The organism is Streptomyces sp. NPDC052225 (assembly GCF_040679615.1).
Lineage (GTDB): Bacteria > Actinomycetota > Actinomycetes > Streptomycetales > Streptomycetaceae > Streptomyces.
The window spans coordinates 267,212-290,469 of the sequence record NZ_JBFAVD010000002.1; the positions used below are offsets into that span (position 1 = coordinate 267,212).

25 protein-coding genes are annotated in these 23,258 nt (G+C 71.9%); 12 read left to right on the forward strand and 13 right to left on the reverse strand.

Features of this window, described 5'->3' with window-relative positions; genetic code table 11:
- Positions 1-17: 17 nt before the first annotated feature.
- Positions 18-1,235 carry an MFS transporter gene (locus AB0L37_RS04425; protein WP_365499918.1) on the reverse strand — a complete coding sequence of 406 codons (1,218 nt, stop codon included), beginning with the start codon at positions 1,233-1,235 and terminating at the stop codon, positions 18-20.
- A 171-nt stretch (positions 1,236-1,406) separates the two neighbouring features.
- Between AB0L37_RS04425 and AB0L37_RS04430 the strand changes: the two genes are divergently transcribed.
- On the forward strand, positions 1,407-2,369 hold the full coding sequence (locus AB0L37_RS04430) for an endonuclease/exonuclease/phosphatase family protein (RefSeq protein WP_365499921.1): 963 nt from the start codon (positions 1,407-1,409) through the stop codon (positions 2,367-2,369).
- Here AB0L37_RS04430 and AB0L37_RS04435 read toward each other — a convergent pair.
- The 3 genes from AB0L37_RS04435 to AB0L37_RS04445 are packed head-to-tail and all read right to left on the reverse strand — an operon-like array spanning position 2,356 to position 4,394.
- The gene (locus AB0L37_RS04435; RefSeq protein WP_365499924.1) at positions 2,356-3,396 is read right to left on the reverse strand and encodes a PHP domain-containing protein; all 1,041 of its coding nucleotides are present in this window, start codon (positions 3,394-3,396) and stop codon (positions 2,356-2,358) included. The two genes, AB0L37_RS04430 and AB0L37_RS04435, sit on opposite strands and share 14 nt — an antisense overlap.
- Before the next feature lie 7 nt (positions 3,397-3,403).
- Entirely contained in the window at positions 3,404-3,619 is a 216-nt protein-coding gene (locus AB0L37_RS04440; RefSeq protein ID WP_365499927.1) for a DUF6479 family protein, read from the reverse strand.
- Between the two features lie 46 nt (positions 3,620-3,665).
- Positions 3,666-4,394 (reverse strand): hypothetical protein, encoded by a 729-nt coding sequence (locus AB0L37_RS04445; RefSeq protein ID WP_365499930.1) that lies wholly within the window; start codon positions 4,392-4,394, stop codon positions 3,666-3,668.
- Between the two features lie 130 nt (positions 4,395-4,524).
- Here AB0L37_RS04445 and AB0L37_RS04450 point away from each other — a divergent pair, with 130 nt between their 5' ends.
- Positions 4,525-5,496: an LLM class F420-dependent oxidoreductase gene (locus AB0L37_RS04450; protein WP_365499933.1), complete on the forward strand. Its 972-nt coding sequence runs from the start codon at positions 4,525-4,527 to the stop codon at positions 5,494-5,496.
- Between the two features lie 15 nt (positions 5,497-5,511).
- Here AB0L37_RS04450 and AB0L37_RS04455 read toward each other — a convergent pair whose 3' ends face one another.
- Complete coding sequence (locus tag AB0L37_RS04455; protein ID WP_365499936.1) at positions 5,512-5,985, reverse strand: MarR family transcriptional regulator; 474 nt, start codon at positions 5,983-5,985, stop codon at positions 5,512-5,514.
- Positions 5,986-6,078: 93 nt separating this feature from the next.
- Here AB0L37_RS04455 and AB0L37_RS04460 point away from each other — a divergent pair, with 93 nt between their 5' ends.
- Positions 6,079-8,148: an efflux RND transporter permease subunit gene (locus tag AB0L37_RS04460; protein WP_365499939.1), complete on the forward strand. Its 2,070-nt coding sequence runs from the start codon at positions 6,079-6,081 to the stop codon at positions 8,146-8,148.
- A 17-nt stretch (positions 8,149-8,165) separates the two neighbouring features.
- Here AB0L37_RS04460 and AB0L37_RS04465 read toward each other — a convergent pair whose 3' ends face one another.
- Positions 8,166-8,852 carry a DUF6766 family protein gene (locus AB0L37_RS04465; RefSeq protein ID WP_365499942.1) on the reverse strand — a complete coding sequence of 229 codons (687 nt, stop codon included), beginning with the start codon at positions 8,850-8,852 and terminating at the stop codon, positions 8,166-8,168.
- A gap of 84 nt (positions 8,853-8,936) precedes the next feature.
- Positions 8,937-9,341 carry a hypothetical protein gene (locus tag AB0L37_RS04470; RefSeq protein WP_365499945.1) on the reverse strand — a complete coding sequence of 135 codons (405 nt, stop codon included), beginning with the start codon at positions 9,339-9,341 and terminating at the stop codon, positions 8,937-8,939.
- Between the two features lie 315 nt (positions 9,342-9,656).
- Here AB0L37_RS04470 and AB0L37_RS04475 point away from each other — a divergent pair, with 315 nt between their 5' ends.
- From AB0L37_RS04475 to AB0L37_RS04485, 3 genes are all read left to right on the forward strand, one after another.
- Positions 9,657-10,937 (forward strand): DUF5933 domain-containing protein, encoded by a 1,281-nt coding sequence (locus AB0L37_RS04475; RefSeq protein WP_365500572.1) that lies wholly within the window; start codon positions 9,657-9,659, stop codon positions 10,935-10,937.
- A gap of 136 nt (positions 10,938-11,073) precedes the next feature.
- Positions 11,074-12,234 (forward strand): ThiF family adenylyltransferase, encoded by a 1,161-nt coding sequence (locus tag AB0L37_RS04480; RefSeq protein ID WP_365499948.1) that lies wholly within the window; start codon positions 11,074-11,076, stop codon positions 12,232-12,234.
- Positions 12,231-12,836, forward strand: coding sequence for a GNAT family protein (locus AB0L37_RS04485; RefSeq protein WP_365499951.1), 606 nt, complete (start codon positions 12,231-12,233; stop codon positions 12,834-12,836). The genes AB0L37_RS04480 and AB0L37_RS04485 overlap by 4 nt, the downstream gene beginning before the upstream one ends.
- Before the next feature lie 148 nt (positions 12,837-12,984).
- On the opposite strand, the gene AB0L37_RS04490 is transcribed toward AB0L37_RS04485, so the two are convergent.
- Genes AB0L37_RS04490 through AB0L37_RS04500 form a run of 3 tightly spaced genes read right to left on the reverse strand, consistent with a single transcriptional unit; the run spans position 12,985 to position 15,716 of the window.
- A complete protein-coding gene (locus AB0L37_RS04490; protein WP_365499954.1) occupies positions 12,985-14,496 on the reverse strand; it encodes a helix-turn-helix transcriptional regulator in 1,512 nt (503 codons plus the stop codon).
- A complete protein-coding gene (locus tag AB0L37_RS04495) occupies positions 14,493-14,780 on the reverse strand; it encodes a hypothetical protein (protein ID WP_365499957.1) in 288 nt (95 codons plus the stop codon). The genes AB0L37_RS04490 and AB0L37_RS04495 overlap by 4 nt, the downstream gene beginning before the upstream one ends.
- A 60-nt stretch (positions 14,781-14,840) precedes the next feature.
- Positions 14,841-15,716, reverse strand: a complete 876-nt coding sequence (locus AB0L37_RS04500; protein ID WP_365499960.1) for an oxygenase MpaB family protein — start codon at positions 15,714-15,716, stop codon at positions 14,841-14,843.
- A gap of 137 nt (positions 15,717-15,853) precedes the next feature.
- On the opposite strand from AB0L37_RS04500, the gene AB0L37_RS04505 reads away from it, so the two are divergent.
- From AB0L37_RS04505 to AB0L37_RS04530, 6 genes are all read left to right on the forward strand, one after another.
- On the forward strand, positions 15,854-16,126 hold the full coding sequence (locus AB0L37_RS04505) for a hypothetical protein (protein ID WP_365499963.1): 273 nt from the start codon (positions 15,854-15,856) through the stop codon (positions 16,124-16,126).
- Between the two features lie 100 nt (positions 16,127-16,226).
- Complete coding sequence (locus tag AB0L37_RS04510) at positions 16,227-16,850, forward strand: isochorismatase family cysteine hydrolase (RefSeq protein WP_365499966.1); 624 nt, start codon at positions 16,227-16,229, stop codon at positions 16,848-16,850.
- A gap of 182 nt (positions 16,851-17,032) precedes the next feature.
- Complete coding sequence (locus AB0L37_RS04515; RefSeq protein ID WP_365499969.1) at positions 17,033-17,671, forward strand: YceI family protein; 639 nt, start codon at positions 17,033-17,035, stop codon at positions 17,669-17,671.
- A gap of 89 nt (positions 17,672-17,760) precedes the next feature.
- Positions 17,761-18,267 (forward strand): hypothetical protein, encoded by a 507-nt coding sequence (locus AB0L37_RS04520; protein ID WP_365499972.1) that lies wholly within the window; start codon positions 17,761-17,763, stop codon positions 18,265-18,267.
- Between the two features lie 84 nt (positions 18,268-18,351).
- Positions 18,352-18,753, forward strand: a complete 402-nt coding sequence (locus AB0L37_RS04525; protein WP_365499975.1) for a 5-carboxymethyl-2-hydroxymuconate delta isomerase — start codon at positions 18,352-18,354, stop codon at positions 18,751-18,753.
- A 13-nt stretch (positions 18,754-18,766) separates the two neighbouring features.
- Entirely contained in the window at positions 18,767-20,026 is a 1,260-nt protein-coding gene (locus AB0L37_RS04530) for an ROK family transcriptional regulator (RefSeq protein WP_365499978.1), read from the forward strand.
- 39 nt (positions 20,027-20,065) lie between these two features.
- Here the strand turns inward: AB0L37_RS04530 and AB0L37_RS04535 are convergent, their stop codons facing one another.
- From AB0L37_RS04535 to AB0L37_RS04545, 3 genes are read right to left on the reverse strand one after another with little or no spacing between them, the layout of a single operon-like run.
- Complete coding sequence (locus tag AB0L37_RS04535; RefSeq protein WP_365499981.1) at positions 20,066-21,454, reverse strand: GH1 family beta-glucosidase; 1,389 nt, start codon at positions 21,452-21,454, stop codon at positions 20,066-20,068.
- A gap of 8 nt (positions 21,455-21,462) precedes the next feature.
- Positions 21,463-22,302: a carbohydrate ABC transporter permease gene (locus AB0L37_RS04540; protein WP_365500574.1), complete on the reverse strand. Its 840-nt coding sequence runs from the start codon at positions 22,300-22,302 to the stop codon at positions 21,463-21,465.
- A 5-nt stretch (positions 22,303-22,307) separates the two neighbouring features.
- A complete protein-coding gene (locus AB0L37_RS04545) occupies positions 22,308-23,258 on the reverse strand; it encodes a sugar ABC transporter permease (RefSeq protein WP_365499984.1) in 951 nt (316 codons plus the stop codon).

Below are 23,258 nucleotides of genomic sequence, written 5' to 3' on the forward strand. Positions count from 1 at the left end.
GAGTCACCCGGGTACCCTCACCCCTTTGTCACACTCTCAACACGCTTGTCGAGGGCCGGAGTTGATCCCTGGGCCGCCGGTGCGGAGGGGGCGCCGCCGCGGTCGATGCGGCCGCTGATCACGGCGAGGACGAGACCGGCCACGGCGAGCGCGGCGCCGGCGAGGTTGGGTGCGGCCCAGCCCCACCCGGCGGTGATGACGAGGCCGCCCAGCCAGGCGCCGCCCGCGTTGGCCAGGTTGAAAGCCGAGTGGTTGGAGGCGGCGGCCATGGTGGGGGCGTTCTTCGCCTTGGCCATCAGGAGCATCTGGACGGGGGTGGTGATGAGCGAGCCCATGGCGCCGATGAAGGTGATCGTCAGCAGGGCGGGCACGGTGCTGTGCACGGTGAAGTAGAACGTCACCAGCGCGGCGGCGAGCAGGACGAGTCCGCCGTACAGCGTGGGGCGCAGGGCGCGGTCGGTGAGCGGTCCGGCGAGCAGGGTGCCGGCCGTCATGCCGACGCCGTACAGCGCGAGGACCAGGGTGGTCGACGAGTCCGAGATGCCGGTCAGGTGCGTGAGCATCGGCACCAGGTAGCTGTAGACGGCGAAGAATCCGCCGAAGCCGACGACGGCGGTGGCGAGGCCCAGGACGACCTGCTTGTTGCCCATGGCCCGCAGTTCGTGCCGGATCCCGGACTGCGCGCCGCGCGGCTGGTGGGGGACGAACGCGGCGATCGCGGCCAGGGCGACAAGCCCGATGACGGCGACGGCGTAATAGGCGGAACGCCATCCGAGGTGCTGGCCCAGGGCGGTGCCGAGGGGGACGCCGACGATGTTCGCGACGGTGAGGCCGAGGAACATCTTCGACACGGCGCGCGCCGCCCGTTCGGGGGCGACGAGCCGGGAGGCGACGACGGCGCCGACGCCGAACAGCGCGCCGTGCGGCAGGCCCGCGATGAAGCGGGCGGCGAAGAGCGTGCCGAAGTCGGGGGCGAGCGCGGAGGCGGTGTTGCCGACGACGAACAGCGCGGACAGGAGCAGCAGCAGCCGCTTGTGCGGGATCCGCGCACCGATGCCGGTGAGCACGGGGGCGCCGACGACGACACCGAGTGCGTACGCCGAGACGAGGTTGCCCGCATGGGGCACGGACACGTCGATCCCGTCAGCGATCTGGGGCAGCAGCCCCATCGTGGCGAACTCGGTGGTGCCGATGCCGAACGCGACGACAGCCAGGGCCAGCAGAGCCAGCGGCATGGTGGAGAAGGACCTTTCGAAGACAGCAGGCCCGCGAGGGGACGGGCGGACTACGACTCCAGCCTCCTCGTTCCTCCCCGCATTCCAGGATCCGGCCACCGGTTTCGTGATCTATGTCATGCGCCGTCGTACGCCGGCAACTGATCGTCGCGCCCGGTCGTCCTGGCTGACATGACGACGGACGAAGGCGGGCGCGGTCCGGGCCCCTCGATGTGGGTGCGCGGCCGGGTTCCCGCCGTCCTGGCGCTCGTCACGGGAGTGCTGCTCGCGTTCCCGAAGGTGGTGCCCAACGGCGTGGGCCGCCTGGGGAGTCTGCTGGAGGCCTTCCTGCCGTGGCTCGGCCTGGTGGTGCTGCCGCTCGCGGTGTGCGCGCTGCTGCGCCGGTCGGCGACCGCGCTGCTGGCGCTGGTGGTGCCGGTTGCGGCATGGGCGTACCAGTTCGGCCCTCTGCTCCTGCCCGGCGCGGACTCCGGCCGGCCGGGGCTGGAGGTCGTGCAGCACAACGTGAGCGACGAGAACGCGGACCCGGCGGGCACCGCGCGCACGCTGGCCGCCGCCGGCCCCGAACTCATCGCGCTGGAGGAGCTGTTGCCCCGGGACCTTCCGGCGTACCGCAGGGCGCTGGCCGCCGACTACCCGTACCACGCGGTCCACGGCACGGTCGGCCTCTGGTCGGCGTACCCGCTGAGCGGGAACCGGGTCGTCGACATCAGGCCGCGGTCGGTCGACGAGGGCTGGAGTCGCGGTCTGCGCGCCGTGGTCCACGCACCGCGCCGGGACGTCGCGGTCTACGTCGCGCATCTGCCGTCGGTCCGGGTCACGGCGACCGGGTTCGCATCGGCTCTGCGGGACGAGAGCGCCGGCCTGCTCGGGTCGGCGATCGCGCGGGAGCCGGTCGGCACGGTGGTGCTGCTCGGCGATCTCAACGGCACGGTCGACGACCGCGGACTCGGTCCGCTCACGTCGCGGCTGAACGTCTCCCACCGTGGCTTCGCCCTCAGCTACCCCGAGGGGTTCCCGCTGGCACGGATCGACCAGGTCATGGCGCGTTCGGCGACGGTCGGCCGGATCCGGGCGCTGGCCGCCACCGGCAGCGACCATCTGCCGGTGGCCGCGCGGGTCACCTTCGGGTGACCGCTCCCGCGCGCTTCGCCCGAGTCCATTCCAGGAGCCGGTCCACGGGCCAGGTCGTCACCACGTCGTCGGCGGGGACGTGGCACTCCTCGGCCCGCGCGCAGCCGATGATCTGCCAGTCGAGCTGGCCCGGCGCGTGCGCGTCGGTGTCGACGGAGAACAGGGTGCCCGCCGCGACGGCCCTGCGCAGCAGTCTGCGGGGCGGGTCGAGGCGTTCGGGCCTGCTGTTGATCTCGACCGCGGTGCCCGCGGCGGCGCATGCCTCGAACACGGCGTCGGCGTCGAACTGCGACTCGGGCCTGCCGCGTCCGGTGACGAGCCGCCCGGTGCAGTGCCCGAGGACGTCCGCACGGGGGTTGCTGACGGCGGCGATCATCCGCCGGGTCATCGCGGCGGCGTCCATCCGGAGCTTGGAGTGCACGGACACGACCACGACGTCGAGCCGGTCGAGCAGTTCGGGTTCCTGGTCGAGGGAGCCGTCGTCGAGGATGTCGCACTCGATGCCGGTGAGCAGCCGGAACGGGGCCCAGGTCGCGTTCAGCGCGTCCACGATCTCGAGCTGCTCGCGCAGCCGCTCCGGGGAGAGGCCGCGGGCGATCGTCAGCCGCGGGGAGTGGTCGGTCAGGACGGCCCACTCGTGTCCGATCTCCTGGGCGGCGCGGCCCATCTCCTCGATGGGGCTGCCGCCGTCGGACCAGTCGGAGTGCAGATGGCAGTCGCCGCGCAGCAGGGCCCGAAGCGCCGAACCCGCCTCCCCTTCGACGAGCGGCGTCCGCGCCTCCTCCTCCAGGCGTTCGAGGTAGGCGGGCACGTCACCCGCGTACGCCTCGCGGATCACGCCGGCGGTCTTCGGGCCGATGCCCTTGAGCGCCTCCAGGGAGTCGTGGGCGACGCGGTCCGCGAGTTCGGCGTCGCTCAGCGCGTCGACGACGGCCGCGGCGGTACGGAAGGCGCGGACGCGGTAGGTCGGGGCGCGGCCTCGTTCCAGCAGGAACGCGATCCGTTCCAGGGCCCGCGCGGGCTCCATCGCCCGCTCACCGGGTGCCGTGGTCGGTGTCGTCCGGCTCTTCCCACGAGTCGGCGCGGGGCTGCGGTGTCTGCGGCGGGTTCGGGCGCCGGGCGAGCCGTCGCCTGCTGCTCCACAACAGGGCGAGGAGCGCGATGACGATCAGCACGCCGATGACGGTGAAGAACATCGCCGTGCCGCTGCTCGCGGCGAGCGTGTCCGCGCGTACGAAGGAGGGGCTCATGAGCGTCTGTCCTTCCGGCCGACGGTGCGGTCCGTCGTGCCGCCGCCTAGCCGCCGACGGGGAGAACCTCGCCGGCACGGTAGGAGCGCACGACCACTCCATCGTCGCCGCGGCGCACGACATGCGCACGTCCAAGACCGCCGACCTGTGGCTTCTCCCCCGGCTCGATGGTGAGGACGGTGTCCTCGTCGAGGGCGACGCCGTCCGTCACGTCGCCGCGGGCGACCGCCGCGATCAGGCGGGGCAGCGTGCCCCACTGCGCCGCGTGCACGTCCACGGTGAAGGGCACGAGTCCGAGACCGGGCGCGACCGTCACGTCGTCCAGGTCCTCCGCGCTGTCCGGCGGGCACACCGGGACGTCCCGGTCGAGCCAGCCGCCGACGAGCGCCGTCCGCGCGGCGAGCGCCGCTCCGGCGGAGAAGCCGGCGTACGGCAGATCCCTGCGCGCCAGAACGGCGAGCAGCTCCTCGGCGCAGGGGGCGAGCGCCTCCTGGTAGGCCGGGGTCAGGCCGCCGCACACGAGGACGGCGTCCACGGTGTCCAGGACCGACGGGTCGAAGCGGGAGCCGATCGGCACCGGCAGCGCGACCGGCTCGCAGGCCGCCGTCCCGGTCAGGCGCCGCGCATACCGCGCGAACTCCTGGTCGACGCCGCCGTCGCCCTCGTCCAGGACGACGCAGCCGATCCGCGGCCGCGTCCCGGCATCCCGCAGAAAGCCCGCGAAGACGTCCGTGGAGCGCCAACCGCCCCCGATGAGATAGCTGCGCGCACCCATGTTCCCCACCCCCGTGTGTGTACCGGCTGGGCACGCTAGGCGGTACGGCGCCGGGACGTCGACCGGTTTTCACTCGCGCCCACCGAGGAACAAAGCGTTACATCTGCGAAGAAATGGGGACGCGGTGGTCATGGTGCAGATCGGATACACGTTGATGACCGAGCAGGCCGGTCCGCGCGAGCTCGTGCGGCACGCGGTCGGCGCCGAGGAGAGCGGCTTCGACTTCTCGGTGACCAGTGATCACTACTTCCCCTGGCTGCGTTCCCAGGGTCACTCCCCGTACGCCTGGAGCCTCCTCGGCGCGGTCGCGCAGGCGACGTCGCGGCTGCCGCTGATGACGTACGTGACCTGCCCGACCTTCCGCTACCACCCGGCCGTGGTCGCGCAGAAGGCCGCGACGCTCCAACTGCTCTCCGAGGGGCGGTTCCGCCTCGGCCTCGGCTCCGGCGAGAACCTCAACGAGCACGTGGTGGGCCGCGGCTGGCCGGCCGTGGACGTGCGGCACGAGATGTTCGAGGAGGCCGTCACGATCATCCGTGCCCTGTTCGAGGGCGGCCACGTCACCCACCACGGCAAGCACTACGACGTCGACTCGGCCCGTCTGTGGGACCTGCCGGACGCTCCCCCGCCGATCGGCATCGCCGTGTCCGGCGAGCAGTCCTGCGCCCTGGCCGGACGCCAGGCCGACCTGCTCATCGCCACCGAGCCCAAGCCCGAGCTGCTGTCGGCCTTCGACCGGCACGGCGGCACGGGCAAGCCGCGCGTGGGGCAGCTGCCCGTCTGCTACGACACCGACCGCGACGCCGCCGTCGCCCGCGCGCACGACCAGTTCCGCTGGTTCGCGGGCGGCTGGAAGGTCAACGCCGAGCTGCCGCACCCCGATTCGTTCGCGGGCGCGACCCAGTTCGTCCGGCCCGACGACGTCGCCGGGTCGATTCCCTGCGGCGACGACGTCGACGCGTTCGTGGAGGCGGTACGGCCCTTCGCCGACGCCGGGTTCACCGAGGTCGCGCTCGTCCAGATCGGCGGCGACCAGCAGGAGCCGTTCCTCGCGTGGTCGGAGAAGAAGCTGCTCCCTGCCCTGCGGGACGCCTTCGCCTGAGCGGCCGCGGACAGCTCAGCGCTCGTCCTCGAGCTGTTCGTTGAGCGTGTCGAGGAAGCGGGCGACGGTGGCCAGTTGCTCATCGCTGAACTGCTGCCGCGCCACGTCGGTGCCGCGCGCCAGCGGGGCGAAGGAGCGGCGGGCCAGGTCACGCGCGGCCGGCTGGTAGTGCAGGTGCACGACCCGGCGGTCCGACTGGTCGCGCACGCGCGCGATGTGCCCGGCGCGCTCCAGCCGGTCGAGGCAGGCCGTCACGGCGCCGGACGTGAGGTCGAGCCGCTCCCTGAGCCGGGACGGCGTCAGCGGATCGCCGCGCTCGGCGTCGAGGATCGCGCCGAGTGCGTGGATGTCGGTGGGGTGGAGCCCGTGCGTCTGCGCGAAGGCGTGGGCGAGCCGGTTGAACTCGCCGTTCAGACGCCGCAGCCGGACGGCGAAAGCCTGTAGATCGGTGCTTGTCTCACGTGGCTCGTCCGAGCTCCCCTCGCGCATGCGACCAGCATAAGATCTCTCAATGTTTGAGATACTTCACCATTGAGATACCTTGGCCCGACGCCGCCCGCTCGCCTGCTGTCCGGGGAGAACATGCACGCTGTCCGTCGCCCGGTGCGCCTTCTGGTGCCCGCCGTCCTCGTCATCGTCTGGCTCGCGCTCGCGGGCCTGTTCGGCCCCTACGCGGGCAAGCTCGGGGAGGTGTCGACCAACGACCAGGCCGCCTTCCTGCCGCAGAGCGCCGAGTCGACAAAGGTCCTCGCGGCACAGAAGGCCTTCCGGCAGCAGGAGACCCTGCCGGTCATCGTGGTCTGGACGGCGGAGAACGGAGCGGACATCACCGCCGCGCAGCGCGCACAGGCCCAGCGCGCGCTCGCCGCCGTCAAGGAGATCGACGCCGTCGACGGCAGTCCGTCGCCGGCGCTGCGGTCCGAGGACGGCAAGGCTTTGGAGGGCGTGGTCCCGCTGCGGCCCGACCTCGGCGACGAGCTGGGGGACGTCCTCGACCGGATCACGGCACAGGCGCGCACGGTCGACGGCACGACCGCTCAGCTCGCCGGGCCGGCGGCGACACAGGCCGACCTCGGGGACGCCTTCGCCGGGATCGACGGAGTCCTGCTCGGCGTCGCGCTCGCGGCGGTACTGCTCATTCTGCTGCTCGTCTACCGCAGCGTGCTGCTGCCTTTCGTCATCATCGTCAGCGCGGTCTTCGCCCTGGCGGTGGCCTCCGCGATCGTCTACGTCCTCGCGGACCACGACGTCGTCCGCGTCGACGGCCAGGTCCAGGGCATCCTGTCGATCCTCGTCATCGGAGCGGCCACCGACTACGCGCTGCTCCTGACGGCCCGTTTCCGCGAGGAGGTGGCGGGCCGCGAGAGCCGGGTGGCCGCCGCTCTCACGGCGACCCGCAGGTCGCTGGGCGCGATCACGGCCAGCGCGGCGACGGTCGCGCTCGGCCTGCTCGCGCTCCTGCTGAGCGACCTCACCAACAACCGGGCGCTGGGCCCCGTGGGTGCGATCGGCATCGTCTGCGCGGCCCTGTCCGCGCTCACCTTCCTGCCCGCCGTGCTCGCCCTGACGGGGAAGGCCGCGTTCTGGCCCGCGAAGCCGAAGGCGGCCGACGCGGAGGGCGGCGGTCACGGCATCTGGCGCCGCGTGGCGCACCGGGTGGACAGCGTCCCGCGCCGGCTGTGGGCCGCCACGGTGGTGCTGCTCCTGGCCGGCGCTGCGTTCGCGCCGGCCTTGCAGTCCAAGGGCGTTCCGCTCGACGAGGTCTTCGTGAACGACGCGCCCTCGGTCGCGGCGCAGCGCACGCTCGGCCGGCACTTCCCGGGCGGTTCGGGTCAGCCCGTCGTGATCATCGCCGACGACGACGCGCGGCAGCGGGTGGAGCGGGCGGCTTCGAAGACGCCCGGCGTGACCGACGCCGCCGCCGTCACCGCCGAGGGGCGTCCTGGGGCACAGCCGCGCGTGGTCGACGGGCGGGTCCGGGTCGACGCCACGCTCACGGCGGCCCCCGACACCGACGCGGCGAAGGAGGCGGTGCGCGCGCTGCGGGAGCGGGTGCACGCGGTCGACCCGGGCGCTCTCGTCGGCGGCTACACCGCGCAGCAGTACGACACCCAGCGCACCGCCGAGCACGACCGCGACGTGATCGTGCCGGTCGTGCTGGCCATCATCCTCGTGATCCTGATCGCGCTGCTGCGCTCGCTCCTGCTGCCCGTCCTCCTGGTGGCGACGGTCGCCCTCAACTACCTGGCCACGCTGGGCATTTCGAGCCTGGTCTTCACGCACGTCCTCGGCTTCTCCGGCACGGACGCCTCGGTGCCGCTGTACGGTTTCGTGTTCCTCGTGGCGCTGGGCGTCGACTACAACATCTTCCTGATGTCGCGCGTACGGGAGGAGTCGCTGCTCCACGGCACCCGCGAGGGCATGCTGCGCGGGCTCGTCGCGACCGGCGGCGTCATCACGTCGGCGGGCGTCGTGCTGGCCGCGACGTTCGCCGCGCTGCTGGTCATCCCGCTGGCGTTCCTCGCGCAGATCGCCTTCATCGTGGCCTTCGGCGTCCTGCTGGACACGATCGTGGTGCGCTCCCTGCTGGTTCCGGCGCTCGTCCGCGACATCGGCGCCCGCGTCTGGTGGCCTGGGCGGCTGCGCGACTGAGCGCCGGTCCGGGGCTCTCAGCCGCCCTCGACGCCGGTCGCGTCGTGGGCGGCCCCGACCGGCTTCGACTCCGGGGAGCCCCGCTGGCGCAGATACACGGAGAAGATCGCCATGGAGCCCACGGCGAGCAGTTCGGACTGCCAGTTCTGCAGCGTGCGGCTCCAGAAGTCGGCGGCGCCCAGGTACGCGAACCAGCTGATCGGCGCCTGGAGTTGACGCAGGTGCTCCTCGTTGTACGCCGCCACGCCGGTCACGGACTGCCCCAGCCAGGACAGCAGGAACACGGTGCACATCAAGGTGCCCAGGGAGCGCGAGTACCAGGCCTGGCGCAGGCCGCCGGCGGACGCCCAGCCCGGCGAGTCGGGCCGGGCGTGCGCACCGACCTTCTGATCCTCGTCCGATTCGGGGCCCGCCTTGTCGAGCCCCTTCGACTCGGGGGAACCGCGCTGGAGCAACCAGACCGTGCCGAAGATGTAGAGGAAGAACTGCAGGTACTCGGACTGCCAGTTCTCGGTCACGTCGACGGCGAAGTCGGACGTGAGCAGGTAGCTCCCGAAGCTCAGCGGGGCCAGGTCCTCGGTGCGGAGCTGGTTGTTGAAGTCCGCGTGTCCGGCGATCGCCTGGCCCGCGAGGCTGATGAGGAACCCCGCGCCGAACGCCAGGGTCAGTCCGTTGTGACGCAGAAAGCGCCGCACTCCGCTCACCGCTGCATCAGCCCCAATGCCATGAAGTAGGCGAGCCCCACCACCACGATCAGCAGATAGAGCGTGAACAAGGTCCGCATCGGCTCAACCGCCCTTGATCAGACACTGGTAGGGCTGCCGGGGCCGTGGCGTGCACCCGGCGGCGACGACCTTCCAGCCGCCGGGGAACGACGAGAGGAACAGCGTGTCGCGGGCGGCCACGACGCGCGCCTGGTGGCCGTACACGTCGACCGTCCTGACCGCGCCCGCGACCGGCAACCGCTCCTCGGGCAGGGCGCGTACGCACGGCATCTCGGCCGACTGCTCCAGCTCGTCCCGGGTGCCCGGCGCCAGCGCGGCGCACCCCTCGACGGGCCGCTCGGCCACCAGACTCGCCTCGAACCGCGCCGCGGCGGCGGCCGCCGACTCCTCGCGGGAATCCACGCTTCCGCAGCCGCAGAGCCCTCCGCACATCAGCACCGCCACCATCACCCCCGACCATGTGCGCACCAGGGAATTCCTCCTTCGCCGCAATGAGCATCCGCGGCCGATCGCGCGGGAATCACCTCACGCTGCCACAAACGGCAAAAGGCAGATATCAGACACGCTGGAGCGGACGCCGGTGCACCCCTTCCGACCTGCCCCTACCTGGCGCGAGCGGGCCCCGTTAGCATGTTCGAGCCCGGAACGATCACCGCGATCACCACTTCTCACTGGAAGTTCACCCAAGCAGCGCGACACCTGTCCTTTTCCGGACACTTACCTCGATAAGTCAGGCAATTGAGAAGCACACCACCACGAATACCTACGCCCGGCCGGCGTGGCCTGTGGGCCGCGGCGGGGCTCGTGACCCTCGGATTCTTCGTCGTGCTGGAATGCGCGGCGCGCCGCTACGGCGAAGCGGGACCGCTCACCGTCGAAGCGCGCGAGGTGATCTTCGCACCGCACTCCGGGCCCCTGCTGTACGCGGGGCTCGCGCTGACGATGGTGGTGGTCACCTGGCGGCAGCGGTTCATCGCCGCGGGCGTGGCGGTCGGCATCGACATCGTCTTCTGGCTGGTGCGCTGGGCGGTCGGCGCCGACATGAACTTCGGCAACGGCGCGCTGTGGGTGATTCTCGGCTGCGCGGTCCTCGCCGTCACGCGCCGCACCGGGGCCGAACGCTCCCTCCTGCTCAAGGGTTCCGGGCTCGGGCTGCTGCTGGTGTTCGGCCACAAGACGGGTGACACCTGGCTGCTCATCACGTCGAAGACCCGCCCCACGGTGCTCGATCCCTATGTGGCCACCGTCGACCACGCGCTCGGCAACCCGTCGTGGCTGGTCGGCCGGTTCATGGAGGCCACCGGGCCGCTCAGCGGTCATGTCCTCGGCGTCGTCTACGGTCAACTCCCGCTGGCCGCCGCGCTGGTCGGCCTGTACCAGCTGCGCCATGTGGGGACCGAGCGGCACTTCCCCGCCCACCACCTCGTGCGCACCTTCCTGGCCATCGGCCTGATCGGCCCGGCGGTCTACATGATCTTCCCGGTCGTCGGACCGCTGTACGCCTACGGGCCCGACGGCGGGAGTTGGGCGGTGGCGAACATCTGGCCCGACGTGCTGCCGCCGATCGCCACGCACGCGGTCCCGTTCGACCAGATCACGCCGCGCAACTGCATGCCGAGCCTGCACACGGCCTGGGCCACCTCACTGTTCATCCACACCCGCCAGGGCTCCCGCGTCATGCGGTACGCGGGAACGTTCTGGCTGGTCGCGACCCTCACCGCGACGCTCGGCTTCGGCTACCACTACGGCGCCGACCTCATCGCCGGCGTGGTGTTCGCGCTCACCGTCGAAGCCACGATGCGCGCCGTGGCACGCGGCTGGGACCGCTCGGCCACCGTGCTGGTGAGCTACGGATCCGTCGTCTTCACCGTGCTCCTCGTGTCGTACCGCTTCGCGCCGCGCTCCATCGCCGCGTATCCGTGGCTGTTCGGGCCGCTGCTCCTGCTGGCGATGGCCACCGTGATCCACCTGTACGTGCGCACCACGAAGCTGTGGGACCCGAAATTCGTGCCCGTCCCGCAGCCGGAGTCCCGGCCCGCGGACCCGCACCCCGAACTCGCATGAGCCCGCTGCGCCCCGGTCGATCAGCCCGGGGCGCAGCCGGTTGTCAGCCGCGGTGAACGCCCGCGCGAGTGTTCGGCAACACGCGGCTCCTGCCGCAAGGGCTTTCCAAGATCGTTCGCTGCTAGCTTGCCGCCTCGTGATCATCTCTGACGTTTCCGCCCGGGACGCAGTCGCGTATCCCGCTCAGGAACATGAGCGGGAGGACGTCTGCCGTCCTGTCCTCCTGTGCCTGTCCGATCCCTCCGACCTGGCCCGCTTCGACGACCTGATCGCCTCCGGCGCCGTCCGTGAGACGCATGACCGGATCGACGACCAACTCGTCGAGCTGGTGCGGTGCCTCAACCCCGGTGACGCGCTCGACGGGGCACGGCTCGACGCCGCTGTCGACGCGGTGTGCGCCGGCGTCGAGCGGCGCCGGTACGGCACCTGGGTCTGGTACCCGTGGTCGCGGCGGCTCGTCCATGTGCTGCCCCGGGCCGAGTTCCGCCGGGTGCGCACCGACCGCAACCGCGACAAGATCAGCGACACGGAACAGCGCCGTCTGCTCGGCCGCCGGATCGGCGTCGTCGGCCTGTCCGTGGGCAACAGCGCGGCGCTGACCTGTGCCATGGAAGGCGTAGCAGGATCGTTCCGCCTGGCCGACTTCGACCGTCTCGGACTGAGCAATCTCAACCGGCTGCGGGCCGGCGTCCACGACCTGGGGGTGCCCAAGACCGTGCTGTGCGCACGGCAGATGTACGAGATCGACCCCTATCTCGACATCGAGGTGTGGCACCAAGGGCTCGACGAGGACACCGTCGAGGAGTTCTTCGGTGACGCCGAGCACCCCTTGGACCTGCTCGTCGAGGAATGCGACACCCCGTGGGTCAAGGCCGCCGTGCGCGAACACGCCCGGGCTCGCCGGGTCCCGGTGCTCATGGACGCCAACGACCGGGGGTTGCTGGACGTCGAGCGCTTCGACGAGGAGCCGGACCGGCCGCTCTTCCACGGCCGCGGCGGTGACGTCACGGCCCGCGAGATCCGCGCGCTCGCCCCGGACGCCGCGCTCGCCTTCCTGCTGCGGGTCTGCGACGAGAGCCGGCTGAGCCCGGCGATGACCGACGCGCTCGGCAGGATCGGCCGCACGCTGTCCAGCTGGCCGCAGCTGGCCAGCGGGGTGATGCTCGGCGGCGCGCTCGTCACCGACACCGCAAGAAGGATTCTGCTGGGCCGGCCGGTGGCGTCGGGCCGCTACTACGTCGACCTCGACGAGCTGGTCGGCCACGCGGGCCCCGTCCTCGCGGGAGCCGCGTCGTGAACCATCTGCCCGAACTGCACGGTGAGCGGCTCTGGTTGCGCGAGCTGCGCGCCACGGACCTGGCGCCCTTCGAGCGCATCCACACGCACCGGGTGCTGACCCGCTACCTCGGCATCGACCGGATGGACGCGCGCGAGGCCCAGGACGCCTTCGCGCAGTGTCTCGCGCAGCCGTACACCCACCCGCGCCGCCGGCACACCCTGGCCGTGTGCGCGCCGGGCGGCACCACGATGGTCGGCACCATGGGGCTGCTCGTCGAGGAGTACGGGAGCAACGCCATGCTCACCGGGCTCGTGCTGCTGCCCGACGCCCCCGTGCGCGGCCACGGCCACGAGGCCGGCCGGCTGCTGATGGCGTACGGCTTCGGGCAGTTGGGCCTGCACCGGATCTGGGCCGGCCACCGCGCCGACCACACGCGGATGCGGGACGTGATGCTCGCGGCGGGGCTGCGTCCCGAGGCCACGCTGCGCGAGCTGTTCCACACCCAGGGGGCCTGGCACGACGTCACCACGTACGCGGCGCTGGCCCACGAGTGGATCCCGACGGCGTCGCGGGCCGAGCGGGCGGTTCTCGACGGGGACGACGCGCTGGTCTCCGTCTGAGGGCGCGCGGTGCCCGGGGCCACCACGGCGCCCGGCGCACCGCGCCCCGGTCGGCCGAAAGGGCCGGGGCCTCGCGCCTGTCGAGTCGGCCGGCGGTCGGTCAGCGGGACGTCCTGTGGGCGTGCGACGCGCGGGACAAGACCCGGTGTCAGTCGGTCACTTCGCGCTCCTGAGGCTCACCCGCCGTGTAGACGTCCTTGACCTTGACCTCGGAGACGGCACGCCCCTCGGGGAAGACGCGGCGCCAGTCGCCGATCACGTGGAGTTCGTCGGTGCCCATCGCGCGGACCACGGTGAGCCCTTCCTCGTGGGCCTTGAGGGCCTTCATCCAGAGGTTCGCGAACGCCTGCGAGCGGATCAGGTGCATCCAGTCGGGGCGGTACAGCTCCCGGTTGTAGTTCGACTCCCCCATCGTGGAGACGAACTTGGAGTACATGGCCTTCACGTACTCCAGCGTCACCTCGTCCTGCTCGGCGATCGCGGTGTCCCGCGCGTCCTTGAGCGCGACCCGGAACTTCTCCAGCAGGCCTTCCGTCGCGCCCGAGGTGAACGACTCGTGGATCTCGGGCGGCTCGCACAGGCCGTACTTCGGTCCCGACAGACGTTGCAGCAGCCGCAGCGTCGGCTCGGTGACCCACAGCGGGCCGGGTTCGTCGCGCTGTCCGATGGGGTTCGGCAGCACCGCGTCGTGGTCCCAGTGTGACGGCGTGATCAGGTGCACGCCGGCCCGGCGCCGGTCGTGGTCGAAGCCGGTCGAGTGTTCCAACTGGCCGATCGGCAGATGGGTCTTGAGAGCGGACAGGTAGGCGCCGTTGATGTCGAGCGCGGTCACCTCGTGCTCGCCCGGCGGCAGTTCGGGCCTGGTCCACTTGGGGCGGGCCTCCCATACCTGGTCCGCTCCGCGCGACGTCTGCTTCTTGAGGATGTCCGGCATCCATGGGTGCGCGATCACGTCGTAGCGCCCGCCTTTGCGGGTCTCGTCGAGCAGCGCCATCGCGTCCGGGATCGCCCGCTTGACCAGCGCCGCCGTCGCCGCCTCCACGTCGCCCTCGTGCTGGGCGAGCGCGGCGCGGACGGCCTGGCCGATCAGGTCGGCGGGTCCGGAGGAGGGCTGGAAGGCGCGCCGGGTGGGCGGCTTGGGCCGCTCGGCGGACGCGCGCGGCGGCCGCGCTTTCGGGGTGGAGGGTGCGGGCGGCGCGGGGCTGCAGTCGGCCGGGTCCAGGTGCTGGGGGAAGCCGGCCACGCGCTGCCCCGCCGGGTTGCCGCACAGCACGCAGGACTCGGGGGCCGCGAGGGTCTCGACGTCGTCGCCGTCGTCGCCGTCGTCGCCGTCGTCAGCGATATACGTGTCGTCGGGTGCGGCGTCGGCATCGTCCGCCGTGCCGGAGTCCTCGGCAGCAGCCTCCTTCTCGGGTTCCGGCGCCACCTTCGCGGCCAGGCCGTCCAGGAGATACGCGTACTTCGCGCGGGTCTCCGGGGACGGGTCGCGGCCCGCCTCCCACGCGCTCACCGTGGCCGGGTTCACCCCGAGCGCCCGCGCCACCTGGACCTTGGAAAGGCCCGCCCGTTCCCGCAGTTCACGCCGGACCCGCGGCTCGGGGAGGTTCGCATCGGGGACGACCGAGGCCAGCAGGGAGTCGATCGCGTCGAAGTCGCTCATGCCCCGGCCACCTTCCGGCGGGCCCGGCGGCGCTCGGCGAGGGCGGGCGTGACGGTCTCCTTCACGCGCTGCTCGCCCCAGCCGGTGATCTGCGCGGCGCGCCCGATCCGCCCGTGCACGGGGCGCCCGGTGAGCGGGTCCCGGGCGAGGTAGGCGCGGAGGGCCTCGGCGACCCGCTCCTCCGCGGCGTGCAACTCGGCCACCGCGGCGGCGAGTCGGCTCTCGCCCTCGGCGGCCGCCGCCGTATCGGCGCCCGTGCCCGAACCCGTGTTTCTGTCCGTCATTCGGCCAGCATCGCCGTTTCCGCGGCCGAGTTCAATTTCTTGACGGTCCAGGAACCGTGGTCAACCCCCCTGGCCGTGCGGCACCGGGCAGCCCTCGGGGAACGTGCCGAGGTCGGGGATGCGGTAGCCGTCGGGGTAGCCGCGGACGTTGCTGCTCTGGCGGGCGAAGCGCGGTGTGCGGCGCGCGGGCAGCAGACGGATCACACGGCCGCGCAGCCGCATGCCGCGCCGGACGGCCCGTTCGAGGGCGGCGGGCGGATCGTCGTAACCGAAGGCGGCGCGCAGCGGCTTGTCCATCAGGCACAGGGACGCGGTGCGCATCAGCGGGCCGAGCGGTCCCGGGTACCAGGAGGACATGAGGTCGAGGGTCGCCTCCGACACGGCGTACCCGCCCTCGTCGTAGGCGAAGTGGCGGCGCTCGTACGCCTCCAGGTACTCCTCGAACTCCTCGTAGGTCGCGGGGATGTCCTGGATGTTCATGCGCCTGCCCAGCGCGCGGTAGTAGTTCGTGGCGGCGCGCACCTCCCTGCGCGAGTAGGGCCGCCAGGCGTAGTCGGCCATCCAGCGGACGGGGACGACGACGAACGTGGCCAGGACGTAGCGGAAGTCGTCGTTGGAGATGGGGTACGCGCGGTGCATCTGGTTCATGCGGCGGATCGCCTCGCGCCCGTGCGGCGAGTCGAGGCCGTGTTCCCCGGGGGCGTCCAGGATGAGCACGGTGTCGTCGTAGCGCTTCTGCGGGCGTTCGGTGAACTCGCCGGTCTTGCCCAGCAGTTGGCCGATGCTGGGCACGGCGTACGTGCGGTAGAGCGCGAAGCCGAGGGCCTGCATCGTGTCCCAGGGGAACTCGTGGGCGGAGCTGATGCGGTAGATCTCCTCGAAGTCCCGCTCGGGATCGAGGGTCAGGATCCGCCGGATCCAGTGGTTGCGCTGCATGGTCGTCCTCCCCCGCGGCCGGCGCCGCTGTCGCCCCCTCATGATCCCGGTCCGGCGGCGCCGCCGGAACCGATGTTCGGACATTGTTGTGGCCGTCCGGCGGGCGGTGCGGGCTGTCGGGGCGGCAGAATCGGCGGGTGCCCCATCTTCCTCCGCCTCCGCCCCGGCAGGTCGGCCGCGGCGTGGCCGCGCTCATCCCCCAGTCCGGCTCCGAGGTGTCCGCCGCAGGCAGGGCGGCCGCCGCGCTGGCCGCCCTGCACCCCGTACCCGTCCCGCTCGGCGTCCTCCAGGCGGCGGTGCTCCTCCTGGACGAGCTGGGCACGAGCGGCGCGGACGACGCGACGCGGGCGACGGCCCGGGAGACGGTACGGCTGCTGCGGGCGGCGATGGGCGTGCCCGGCGACGCGTAGGCCGCCCGGCCGCCGGGCGCGCGCCACCCGGGCGGGGCATGAGAGCGCCGCAAGAGGAGCAATACCGTTATCCCCGCCGCGGATCGGGGACGCGATCGTCATGACGCCCGCCGTTGACCCCGCCACGACCGACCACACCGAACCCGCGGAACCCTCCGACCCTGTCGGCGGCAGCGGGTGCGCGCTGATCGTCATCGACATGATCAACACGTACGACCACGAGGACGCGGACCTGCTGCTGCCCGCCTCCCGCGCCGCCGTGCCCGTCGTGGTCGACCTGGTCGCGCGGGCCCGCGCCGCGGGGACCCCCGTGATCTACGCCAACGACAACTTCGGGCAGTGGCGCTCCCACCACGGGGAGCTGGTCGACCGGGCCCTCGCGGGGCCGCACGCCGACCTGGTCGAGCCGCTCAAGCCCGACGAGGACTCACTGTTCGTGGTCAAGGCCCGCCACTCGATCTTCTACGAGACCCCGCTGTCCTATCTGCTGTCCCAACTGGGCATCGGCCGGATCGTGCTGTGCGGTCAGGTCACGGAGCAGTGCGTCCTGTACTCGGCGCTCGACGCGCACATCCGCCATCTGGAGGTCGTCGTGCCGCGCGACGCCGTGGCCCACATCCATGCCGAACTCGCCGACGCCGCGCTGGAGATGATGCGCCGGAACATGTCGGCGCACGTGACGGTCGCCAAGGACGTGGACTTCGGCGACGAGACCTCCGGATAGCGCATCCGGGCATCACCGTGCGTGAAGGAGGCGCACCCGACCGTGCCTTCACAGTCATGTCGATCCTGTGCAACTTTGCAGACCGCGGCATGAAAACCGGACGAGGCCGCCCATCTCGCTGCGGGCCACCCACCCACGCCGTGATAACACTGAGTAACCGAAATCGAAGGAGGGTGCGATCCATGGGTATCTTCAGCCGTCGACAGACCGCGACCATCGACCCGGCGCCTGCACCGGCGGGTGAGGCCGGCGGTGTCGCGCTCGATCCGGCGCTGCGCGCGCTGACCGGGCAGTGGACCATCGACCGCCCGCACAGCCGGATCGGTTTCTCCGTGCGGCACGCGATGGTCACGACGGTGCGCGGCGCGTTCGCCGACTACGACAGCACCCTGTACTTCGACGGCGAGCGCCCCTCCGCGTCGCACGCCGAGATCGCCATCCGGGTCGGGAGTGTCGACACCGGCGTGGAGCAGCGGGACGCGCACCTGATCGGCACCGACTTCTTCGACGCGGGCCGGTACCCCGAGATGGTGTTCCGCAGCACGTCGGCGACGCACGCGGGCGGGGAGACCTTCCGGATGACCGGGGATCTGACCATCCGCGACGTGACCCGGCCCGTCGAGCTGCAACTCGACTACCTGGGCTCGGTGGTGGACCCGTTCGGCTTCGAGCGGGCCGGGTTCGACGGCACCACCACCATCGACCGTACGGAGTGGGGCCTGGTCTACAACCAGCGCCTGGAGGCCGGCGGCACCATGGTGAGCGAGAAGGTCCGGCTCCAGTTCGACATCTCCGCGATCCGGTCCACGTCCGGCGTCTGAACCGGACCGCGGCGCCGGGCAATTGCCAGAGCGGTAGTCGCCTTCGGCAATCGGCTGACCGGTGCGCGCGAGTGACGTATGGTCAACCGATGGACGGAGCGCAGTGGTTGGCCTCCTGCCACCGGCGGCCCGCTGAGGCATATGCCGCCTGGGAGCAGTCGCCGTATCTCGTCACCTTGCCCGCGGGCCGCACGTGGGACGCGCTGCGGCTGCCGCAGCCGCTCGGCCTCACCGTGCTGTGGGAGCTGGGCCGCGCCGGCGAGGCGGTGCCGGTGCTCGAGGAGCACGCGAAGCCGCGGCCGGTCTTCTACATCCTCACCACCCCTGGCACAGCGGGGAGTTGGCCGCAGAGCGACGAGGTCCGGATGGTGACGGCGGGGCAGGAACTGCGGATGCCCTCCCCCGCCGCCGACGCCATCACCGGCGTACGCCACCACTCGTTCCTGTGGCGGGTGCCGCCGGACGGCAGCGGGTATCTCGCCGACCCCGAGCAGTTGCGCGCCGCGCTGGCGTCCGCCCAGGACCCCGACCGGCAGGCGGAGCGGGTGCGGGCCGCGCGGGCGGTCTTCTGGGCGAGCAAGCGCCACAGCCCCTGACCCGGAGCGGGTGGTGCGGGAGGGCGCGCTAGAGTGGTCCGGTTGTAGATGTACACCGAAACTACCTTGCTCGCTGGGGGCGCCGTGCCTCATATCACCGTCGACCACTCTCCCCGGCTGGCCGGCACCTTCGACCAGGGCGCCTTCGCGGCGGCGCTGCACGCCATCGTCCTGGAGGGTTCGGGCTCGCGCGGGACCTGCAAGACCTTCTTCCGCACCGCGGCGCAGACGTACGTAGGGGGATGCGCGCCCGACGACGTGCCGATGGCGCATGTGGAGGTGGCGCTGCTGCCGGGGCGCAGCGAGGCGACGACGGCGCGGCTGTCCGGGCAGATCCTCGCCCTGCTGCGGGAGCATCTCGGTCCGGGCGTCGTCTGCTCGGTCGAAGTGCGGCCGCTCGCCGCGTACAGCCTGTACCCGACGCGGCACGCCGAACCGGTGGACGCAGCCCTCTCCGCGCCGCCGCCGAGGGACCGGGTCGCATAGGCTCGTACCCACGATGAACAGCACCGATCCCTCGGCGACCCCGCCCAAGGCCGACAAGGCGACCGTGCGCCGGCACAATCTCAGCCTCGTGCTGCGGACCGTCCACGACGAGGGCGAGGCGACCCGGGCGCAGGTCGCCGGACGGGTCGGTCTGACGCGGGCCGCGGTCTCCTCGCTCGTGGACCAGCTCCTGACCGACGGCTACCTCACCGAGTGGGGCAAGACGTTCAGCGGACAGGCGGGCCGGCCGGGGACAGCGCTGAAGATGGCGCGGACCGGGGCCGCCGGGCTCGGCGTCGAGATCAACATCGACTACGTCACCGTGTGCGTCGTCGACCTCGCGGGCACCGACCGCGTACGGCTCGTGGAGCGGATGGACAATCGGGCCGCCGCGCCCGCCGCGGTCCTCGCGCAGGCCGCGCGGATCGCGGCCCGCGCCATCGAGTCGGCCACCGAGCAGGAACTGCGGCCGGTGGCGGCCGAGTTGGCGCTGCCCGGCCTGGTGTCCGGCGGCGCGGTGCGGCAGGCGCCGAACCTGGGCTGGAACCGCGTGCCGGTGGAGGGCCTGTTCGCGCAGGCGCTCACCGCGCTGCGTCCGGCGCACCGGGCGCTGCCGGTGAGCGCGGACAACGAGGCCAACCTGGCGGCCATGGCCGAGCTGTGGTTCGGCGGCTGCGCGGGCGGCGACGGCGAGCCCCCGCTGCGCAGCTTCATCTATCTGACCGGCGAGATCGGCATCGGCGGCGCACTCGTCCTCGGCGGTCAACTCCTGCGCGGCGCCCACGGGTTCGCCGGGGAGATCGGGCATGTCGTGGTCGACCCGGAAGGGCCCGCGTGCCGGTGCGGGGCGCACGGCTGCCTGGAGCAGTACGCGGGTCAGTCGGCGCTGCTGCGCGCCGCGGGCCTCGACCCGGAGTCGGGGGTCGCCGGTGTCGCGGAGCTGGAGAGCCGTGCGCGGGCCGGTGACGCGCGGGCGCTGGCCGCACTGGAGGACGCGGGGCGGCGCCTGGGCCGGGTCCTGTCGGGCGCCGTCAACCTGATCGACCCGGACGCGGTGATGCTCGGCGGCGCCTTCCGGGTCCTGATGCCGTGGCTCGCCCCCGCGGCCGACGCGGAGCTGACGGCGCGGGTGGTGTCGGGCCTGTGGACGCCGGGCAACGGACGGCTGCGGGCCTCGTCCTCGTCCGGTGACGCGGCGCGGGGTGCGGCGGCGCGGGTGATCAGGGAGGTCCTGGCGGACCCGGCGGCGTACGCGCAGCGCAAAAAGGACTAGCGGGCGGGGCCCCCACGACCCCGCCCGCCGTTCATCGGGTCAGCCGCGGTGTGCGGCGATCAGCTTCCGGTACCACTGGTAGCTGTCCTTCGGGGTGCGCTTGAGGGTGTCGTAGTCGACGCGCACGATGCCGAACCGCTTCGCGTAGCCGAGCGCCCACTCGAAGTTGTCCAGGAGCGACCAGACGTAGTAGCCGCGCACGTCGACGCCCGCGTCCATGGCGGCGCGCAGGGCCGTGAGGTGGCTGTGCAGGTAGGCGACGCGGTCCTCGTCGTGCACCGCGCCGTCGGCGGCGACCTCGTCGTGCTCGGCGGTGCCGTTCTCCGTGATGTGGATCGGCGGCAGGGCGTCGCCGTAGCGGGCCTTGAGATCGGTGAGCAGGGCGGTGAACGTCTCGGGGACGACCGGCCAGTTCATCGCCGTGCGCCGCACGTCGGGCCAGGGACGCTCCGCGTACCGGTTGTCGGTGGCGACGCGCAGCGCCGGGTCCGGCTCGCGGGGCGGGGCGTCGGCGACGAGGGTGGGCCGGTAGTAGTTGACGCCGAGGAAGTCCAGCGGCTGCCCGATCAGTTCGAGATCGCCGTCGCGGCGGAAGTCCTGGCCGGTGATCAGCTCGCCCCAGGTGTCCTCCTCGGAGTCCGGGTAGCGGCCGGCGAGGAGCGGGTCGGTCCACACCAGGTTGTGCTGGGTGTCGGCGCGCAGGGCGGCGGCGCGGTCGGCGGCCGAATCGGTGGCGGGGACGTTCCAGTCCGGGTTCAGGGTGATGCCGGCCTCGCGCACGCCCGCCGCGCGCAGCGCCTTCATCGCCAGGCCGTGGCCGACGAGCAGGTGGTGGGCGGCGGCCAGGGCACCGGTGCCTTCCTGGGCACCGGGGGCGTGGCGGCCGACCGAGTAGCCGAGGAAGGCGCTGCACCAGGGTTCGTTGAGGGTGATCCAGCGCGGGACGCGGTCGGCGAGGTGCTCGGCGACGATCGCCGTGTACTCGCCGAAGCGCTCGGCGGTCTCGCGCACCCGCCAGCCGCCCTTGTCCTCCAGGGCCTGCGGCAGGTCCCAGTGGTAGAGCGTGGCGGCGGGTTCGATGCCCGCCTCCAGGAGCTCGTCGACGAGCCGCGAGTAGAAGTCGAGGCCCTTCTGGTTGGCGGGGCCCTGGCCCGTCGGCTGGATGCGGGGCCAGGCGATCGAGAAGCGGTAGGAGTCGACGCCGAGGCCGCGCAGCAGGGCCACGTCCTCGGGGTAGCGGTGGTAGTGGTCGCAGGCCACGTCGCCGGTGTCGCCGCCGTCGGTGCGGCCGGGCGTGTGGCTGTAGGTGTCCCAGATGGAGGGGCCGCGGCCGTCCTCGTTCGCGGCTCCCTCGATCTGGTACGAGGCGGTGGCCGCGCCGAAGACGAATCCGGGCGGAAACACAGGCAAGGGGGTCTGATCGCTCATGGGCAGCCTTACTTGACGGATCCGCCGGTGATCCCGGCGGCGATGTACTTCTGGGCGAGGACGAGGAGCACGGCGGCCGGGATCGCGGACAGGACGGACGCGGCCATGACCGAGCCCCAGTCCCCGACGTGGGCACCGATGTACTGGTAGATACCGAGTGTGACGGGCTTGACGTCGTCCGTGGTGTTCAGGGTGAGCGCGAACATGAAGTCGCTCCACGCGTACAGGAACGCGAACAGCCCTGCGGTGATCAGGGAGTTGCGGCTCATCGGCAGGACGACCTGGACGAACGTACGGATCTTGCTCGCGCCGTCGACCTCGGCCGCCTCGATGACCTCCTTGGGGATGGCCACCATGAACGAGCGCATCAGGACGATCGCGAACGGGATGCCCAGCGAGGCGTCGGCGAGCATCAGGCCGAAGTAGGAGTTGACCAGGCCGAGATCGACGTACGCGCTGTAGAGGGCGTTGGCGATGACGATGCCCGGGACCATCTGCGTGATGAGGGTGCCGAAGACGATCGACTTGGTGCCGGGCAGCCGGAACTGCGCGAGGCCGTACGCGGCGGGCGCGGCGACGGCGAGACAGATCACGACGGCGCCGAGCGCGACCGCGAGGGAGGTCAGCAGATGGCCGCCCTGCTCGCTGATCGCGGAGGTGAAGCCGGACAGGTCCAGCGAGTGCGGTACGGGTGAGACTTCGAGCAGCCCGGACTCGGGCTGGAGCGCCGTGTTGATCATCCAGTACAGCGGGAAGAGCATCACGGCGAGGATGACGACGCCGGCGGCGGTGGCGCCCCAGCGGCGCTTCGGCGCGGTGGTCGCGGCGGTCTCGGAGACGGTTGCCATGTCGGTCACTTCCCCTCGGAGCGGTTGGCCCGCAGGTAGAACACCGCGAAGACGGCGGAGATGAGGATGAGGACGTTGCCGACGACGGCGCCCGCGCCGAAGTCCAGCTGCACGAAGGAGTTCTGGTACGTGAGCGTGCCGAGCGTCTGCGTGGAGTCGGCCGGGCCGCCGTCGGTGAGCGCGAGGATCAGGTCGAGGATCTTCACCGTCGACATGAAGCCGAGGACCAGCACGACCGTGATGACGGGCTTGAGCAGCGGCAGCGTGATGGAGCGGAAGGTCCGCCAGGCGGAGGCGCCGTCCAGGGACGCGGCCTCGTAGAGCTCCTTGGGGATCTCCTGGAGTCCGCCGTAGAGGATGACCATGTTGAACGGGATGCCGATCCAGATGTTCACCATGATCACGGAGAACAGGGCCATGCTCGGGCTGGTCAGCCACGGGGTGTGGCCGCCGAGGCCGACGGTGTCGGCGAAGGAGTTGAGGACTCCGGTGTCCTGGTCGAGGATGCGGCGCCAGACGATGCCGGAGACGACCATGGGGACGAGCCAGGGCAGCAGGATCAGCGAGCGCAGGAAGCCGTTGAGCGGGAACTTCTTGGTGAAGAAGACGGCGAGCGCGAGGCCGATGCCGAACTGGCCGATCAGCGAGCCGATCGTGAAGACGACGGTGTGCCACAGCGCCTTGCCGAAGAGGTCGTCCTGGAAGACCTTGCTCCAGTTGTCGGTGCCGTTGAAGGGGGACTTGCCGTCGAAGAAGGTGGACGGCGAGAAGTCCTGGAAGCTCATCACGACGTTGCGGACGAGGGGGTAGCCGAAGAAGAACAGCATGAAGACGACGGCGGGGGCGATGAACCCCCACTGGGAGAGTCTGCGGCGGCGCCGGGCGCGCTGCGGATCGGCCGTCTTCACGGGAGCGGCGGGCTTGACGGCGGGCGCCGAAGCGGTGGTGGTCGACAT